Genomic DNA, 5405 nt, shown 5'->3' with positions numbered 1-5405 from the left:
CGAAGAGGTACAGGATCAGGTCCTGGTCCAGGGTGATACGGCCGAAGTCCATGGCGACGGTCGTCGTCGTCTTGTCCCCGGTGTGCGTCAGGTCGTCGATGCCCGCGGACGCGGACGTCATCACGGCCTCGGTACGCAGCGGATTGATCTCCGAGACGGCCCCGACGAACGTGGTCTTGCCCACGCCGAAGCCGCCCGCCACCACGATTTTCGCGGACGTGGTGGAGCGGGAAGGCCCTCCGCTAGAGCTTGCGAAGTCCACTGAGCACCCTTTCGAGCAAAGTCACGTCTGGCTGGCCGCCGGCGCTCTCGTCGCCGCCGGGCTGATGAATGGCGACCAGGCCTGCCTCCGCCAAGTCGGCGACGAGGATCCTGGCCACACCGAGAGGGATGGTCAGCAACGCCGAGATCTCGGCCACCGACTTGATCTCTCGGCAGAGGTTGCAAATCCGCTGATGCTCGGGCAACTGGCCCTGCATCTGGTGCGGCTGCGCAGTGGTGTGCACCAGCGCCTCGATGGCGAGCTGGTAACGCGGGCGCGTCCGGCCGCCGGTCATGGCGTACGGGCGCACCAGGGGGTTGCTCGACCCGCCGGCCGGCGACGGCTCCGAAGAGCGGCGCTGCGGCTGTACGGGCTGGATACGCGGGGCCGGCGGCTGGTCGTACGGTGACGGCCCGGGACCCTGGGGGTTCTGGGGTGCGTACGGCTGCTGCCGGCGGTGGCTCGGTGCGGAGGGAAAGTTGTACCGGTTCTGGTCACCCTGGCCCTGACCCTGGCCAGGGCCGTAGGACCAGTTGCCCGAGGACGAACCGCCTGGGGGTGTTGCCACTTTCTCCTCCTCCGACTGTGCCGGGCACCGCATCACTGTGGAGCCGCGTCCGAAACCTATCGTCCCGGGACGCCAAAACGCACCGTCTGACTGCTAGTTGAGAAGGCTCCCCTGGAGCTCCGCACGCAGATCGGGTGTCAGGACCGTACCGGCACGGTCGACCAGAAGCGCCATCTCGTACCCGATGAGACCGATGTCGGCCTCCGGATGTGCAAGCACCGCGAGCGAGGAACCGTCGGAAACGGACATGAGGAACAGGAATCCCCGCTCCATCTCCACGACCGTCTGGTTCACACTCCCGCCTTCGAAGATGCGCGAGGCACCCGCGGTGAGAGAGGTCAGACCGGAGGCGACAGCGGCGAGCTGGTCCGCACGGTCTCGCGGAAAGCCTTCGGACATCGCCAGAAGGAGTCCGTCGGCGGAGACCACCACCGTGTGCGACACCCCGGGGGTGTTGTCCACGAAATTGGTGATCAACCAGTTGAGGTTCTGCGCCGCCTGGCTCATCGGGCTCACACTAACGCTCCTGGTTGTAGGTGCTGTCAGGCCCACCGTGGTGATTCCTGGTGGCCTGGCCGTTCGTGTCACTACCTGCGATGCGTCCCCGCTGGACGCCCTGGCGCAGGTTGCTCAACCTGCCCCGGATGTCCTCGGGGGCGCGGGAGACCGACGGGCCTCCCTGGGGAGTCGCTTCCGCGGCACCCTCGATCAGGTTGGCCTTCGGCACCCGGCGCGGCAGACCGGAGGAGGTTACCCCGCCCGCCTTGGGCTTGCGGAGCTGTGAGGCCTGCTGCCAGCGCTCGTCGTTGGCCGAGCGCCAGTCGTCGGGACCGGTTCCGTTGCCGTTCTGCTCCGCCGGGGCCGGGGCCGGTGTCTCCTGGTCCACAGGCTGCCGGGCAGTGCCGTTGCTGGTGCCGCTCGCGGTGGATCCGCGGCGGGGGAGCCCGGCATCGGTCAGCGCGTGGGGAGCGGAGGGGGCCGGTCCCGGTCGTTCGAAGCCTACGTGGTTCCGCTCACTCACGTCAGCGGCCTGCGCAGATTCCGTTTCCGGAGCGTACTCGGAGCGGTGCCCGTTCTGGTAACCGTCCGGCTGCGGCCAGTCATCCTGGTAGCGCCGCTCCTCGAAGGCCGAGAAGGACTCCGGGGCGGAGGCGTGGGCCGGGGCGGGCTCTTCCTGGGCCGGCTCGGTGTACGCGGGCTCCGGGTAGCCGCCGTTGCCGTTCGGGGAAGGGTAGCCGCCGTTCGTCGACGGGTACTCGCTGCCGGTCGCCGGGAAGTCGTCCGTCTGCGGGAAGCCGTCGCTCCCGTTGAAGTACGGCTCCTCGTACGGCTGCTGCTGCTGCTCCTCGTACGCCGTCTGCTGGTCGTACCCCGTGAAGGACTGCTCCGGGTTCGGGGTCTGACCGTTCTGCGGGGCGGTGAAGTCGTCGCCGTACGCGGGGGCGTCGAGGGCCTCCGGGCTGCCCGGCTCGGGGTGGGACTGGGCCTCCAGCTGCGCGCGGCGCTCCTCACGCATCAGGGAGCGGCCGACCGGGTCCAGCTCGCGGATGTCGTCCGGGACCTCGGTGTAGCGGCTGTCGTCGAAGCCGAGCTCGGCGGCCGTACGCATCGGCTGCTGCTGGGCGGACTGGAAGTTCTCGCCGATGTACTGCTGCTGGTCCGGGATGATCTGCGAGACGGTGAACTCGTCGCGCTGCATCTGCTGCTCACCGCCGCCACCGTGGGTGATGGCGTCCGGGAGCATCACCAGCGAGGTCGTTCCGGCCTGCTCGCCCGAGGGGCGGAGCTGGACACGGATGCCGTGCCGGTCGGACAGCCGGCCGACCACGAACAGGCCCATGCGCTGGGAGATCGCGGCGTCGACGGTCGGCGGGTTGGCCAGCTTGTGGTTGATGTCCGCGAAGTCCTCGGCGGTGAGGCCGATGCCCTTGTCGTGGATCTCGACCATGATGCGGCCGTCGGGGAGACGGGTCGCCGTCACCCGGACCTTCGTCTGCGGGGACGAGAACGTCGTCGCGTTCTCCAGCAGCTCGGCGAGCAGGTGCACGAGGTCGGTGACCGCGCGGCCGTGGATCTCGGCCTCAGGTACGCCCGACAGCTCGATGCGCTCGTACTGCTCCACCTCGGAGGAGGCGGCGCGCAGGACGTCGACCAGCGGGACCGGCTGGTCCCAGCGGCGGCCGGGCTCCTCGCCGGCGAGGACGAGGAGGTTCTCGCCGTTGCGGCGCATACGGGTCGCGAGGTGGTCCAGGCGGAAGAGGCTCTCCAGCTGGTCCGGGTCGGCCTCGTTGTTCTCCAGCTCGGTGATCAGGGTCAGCTGGCCCTCGATCAGGGACTGGTTTCGGCGCGACAGGTTGGTGAAGATCGCGTTGATGTTGCCCCGGAGCATGGCCTGCTCGGCGGCCAGCCGGACCGCCTCGCGGTGGACCTGGTCGAAGGCGCGGGCGACCTCGCCGATCTCGTCGGTGGTGTTGATGGGGATGGCGGCGACCCGGGTGTCGACGCGTCCGGGGTCGGTGCGCGAGAGCTGGTCGACCAGCATCGGCAGACGCTGCTCGGCGATGCCGAAGGCGGCGTTGCGCAGCTGGCGCATCGAGCGGCTCATCTGGCGGGCCACCGCGCCGGCCAGGATGAAGGCGAGGAGCAGGGCGACCACGACGGCCGCACCCACGATGAACGCGTCGCGCTTGGCGTCGTCGGAAATGCTGGACGCCTCGTTCACCGCGGTCTTGGTGAGATCCGACTCCAGCTTGAGGTACGCGTTGTACTTCAGCGTGTTGACCGCCCACCAGTTCTGGGGCGTGATGCCGCTCGCGGCGAGCTCGGCGCGAGCAGCGGCGTCGGTCGTGGAGAGCGCGGCGAGGGACGAGATCATCCGGGTCGGATCGGCCGGCGGCGCGACATAGGTCTCGCCGTTTGCCGCGGCGGTCTGCGCGGCCTGCTCGGCCATCTCCTTGCCCTGGGCCGTGACCTCGGCGGTCGCGTCCTCCAGCTTCTTGGCGTCCTCGGCGGTACCGCCCGCGATGTACTCCTCGATGGCGATCCGCTCGAGGTACGCGTACGAGGCGAGAGCGATGCGCTGGCTCTGGAAGCTGCCCTCGCCGGGGCCGGGCTTGATCAGCAGGTGCATGCCGATGGAACGCTCCAGCGACAGCGCGGCCTTGGTCAGCGAGAGGGCGTAGACCGTCCGGCCGTACGCGGTGATGTTGCCTGTGCCCAGGCCCAGCTCGTTGGAGAACTCCATCAGCGTGTGTGTGACGGCGGTGTAGCTCTCCTCGGACTGCACACCGGTGAGCTCGGAGGTGTACGCGGCCGCGCGGATCGTCTCCAGCTGGGGCTCGGCCTCACGGAACAGCTTCAGGCGGCGTTGGACGCCGGGCTTGTCCGGGATGTTCAGGGCGGCGGCGTCGAAGGCGTCGGCGGCTTTGTCGGTGGCCGCGCGGGCCTTGACGACCGTCTCGTCCTCCTCGCCCTTGCCCTGGAGCAGGGGGGCCGCGGTGATGTCGCGCTCCTGGAAGAGGGCGTCGCCGTACACCAGGGCGGCCTGCACGAGGCGCGCGGTCTTCTCCGCGTCCTCGGCCTCCTGCCAGGTGTCGATCGAGCTCTTCACCTGGAAGCCGCCCATGACGAGGCCGACCATCACGGGTATCAGCAGGATCGCGTTCAGCCTGGTCGGCACGCGCCAGTTGCGCGGGGAGAAACGGCCGCCGCTCGGAGCGGGTGGCGCCGTCGGCTCCGAGCCGGGCACAGGGGCGGGCGCCGCTCCGCGCGGCGGCGGGGTGAAGTTGCCCCGTGCCGACGGCTCGGGACCGTTCTTGCTTCGCCTCACTCGACCAACAACCTCTCGGCGGAAGGCACCAACGTTGTGCCGCATTCTCTCAGAGCCGGTAAGTCAAAGACCCTCTGCAGGTCCACGTCTTTGACTATTAGGCAGTTCAGGCATTCCAGCACGTCAGCCTTCGCTCTTCCAAACACCGGAATGGGAAGATCCATAGTGATGTAAGCCCCACGTAAAACGGTCATAAAGAACGAGCCCCGCCAAAAGGCGGGGCCTATGTGAGCGCAGTGAGACCACGTGACCGCGACGCGTGGCCATACCACCAGATATCTCTGTCGAAACGTTATGAACACCGGGGCCGACCGTGTCAAAGGCCACAGTCGGCTCCGGTGTATCTACGACAACCGCCGTACGGCATTGTTGCCTTGGCTACCGCAGGCGGGCCATGAGCGCGTGCTCGACCAGCGTGATCAGCGCACTCTTCGCATCCGAGCGGTGCCGGGCGTCCGTCGTGATGATCGGGGCGTCCGGACCGATCTGGAGCGCTTCGCGCACCTCTTCGGGGTTGTACGGCTGGTGCCCGTCGAAGCCGTTGAGGGCGATGACGAACGGCAGGCCGCTGTTCTCGAAGTAGTCGACCGCGGGAAAACAGTCCGCGAGGCGGCGGGTGTCGACCAGGACCACGGCGCCGATCGCGCCGCGCACCAGGTCGTCCCACATGAACCAGAAACGGTCCTGGCCCGGCGTACCGAAGAGGTACAGGATCAGGTCCTGGTCCAGGGTGATACGGCCGAAGT

General features: G+C 68.5%; 5 protein-coding genes. All 5 read right to left on the bottom strand.

The genetic code is table 11. From position 1 onward, the window contains the following. The coding region (locus RB628_RS39300; RefSeq protein WP_318325445.1) for an ATP/GTP-binding protein at positions 1 to 262 on the bottom strand (262 nt) is incomplete at its 3' end. Continuing rightward, positions 243 to 830: a DUF742 domain-containing protein gene (locus RB628_RS39295; RefSeq protein ID WP_318325444.1), complete on the bottom strand. Its 588-nt coding sequence runs from the start codon at positions 828 to 830 to the stop codon at positions 243 to 245. The genes RB628_RS39295 and RB628_RS39300, both read right to left, overlap by 20 nt. A gap of 93 nt (positions 831 to 923) precedes the next feature. Beyond that, entirely contained in the window at positions 924 to 1337 is a 414-nt protein-coding gene (locus RB628_RS39290) for a roadblock/LC7 domain-containing protein (protein ID WP_318325446.1), read from the bottom strand. Positions 1338 to 1347: 10 nt separating this feature from the next. Beyond that, a complete protein-coding gene (locus RB628_RS39285; protein WP_318325443.1) occupies positions 1348 to 4659 on the bottom strand; it encodes a nitrate- and nitrite sensing domain-containing protein in 3312 nt (1103 codons plus the stop codon). Between the two features lie 378 nt (positions 4660 to 5037). Continuing rightward, the coding region (locus tag RB628_RS39280) for a GTP-binding protein (protein ID WP_318325442.1) at positions 5038 to 5405 on the bottom strand (368 nt) is incomplete at its 5' end.

The organism is Streptomyces sp. ADMS (assembly GCF_033441795.1).
GTDB lineage: Bacteria > Actinomycetota > Actinomycetes > Streptomycetales > Streptomycetaceae > Streptomyces.
This window is presented reverse-complemented; position numbering and strand designations above follow the sequence as displayed.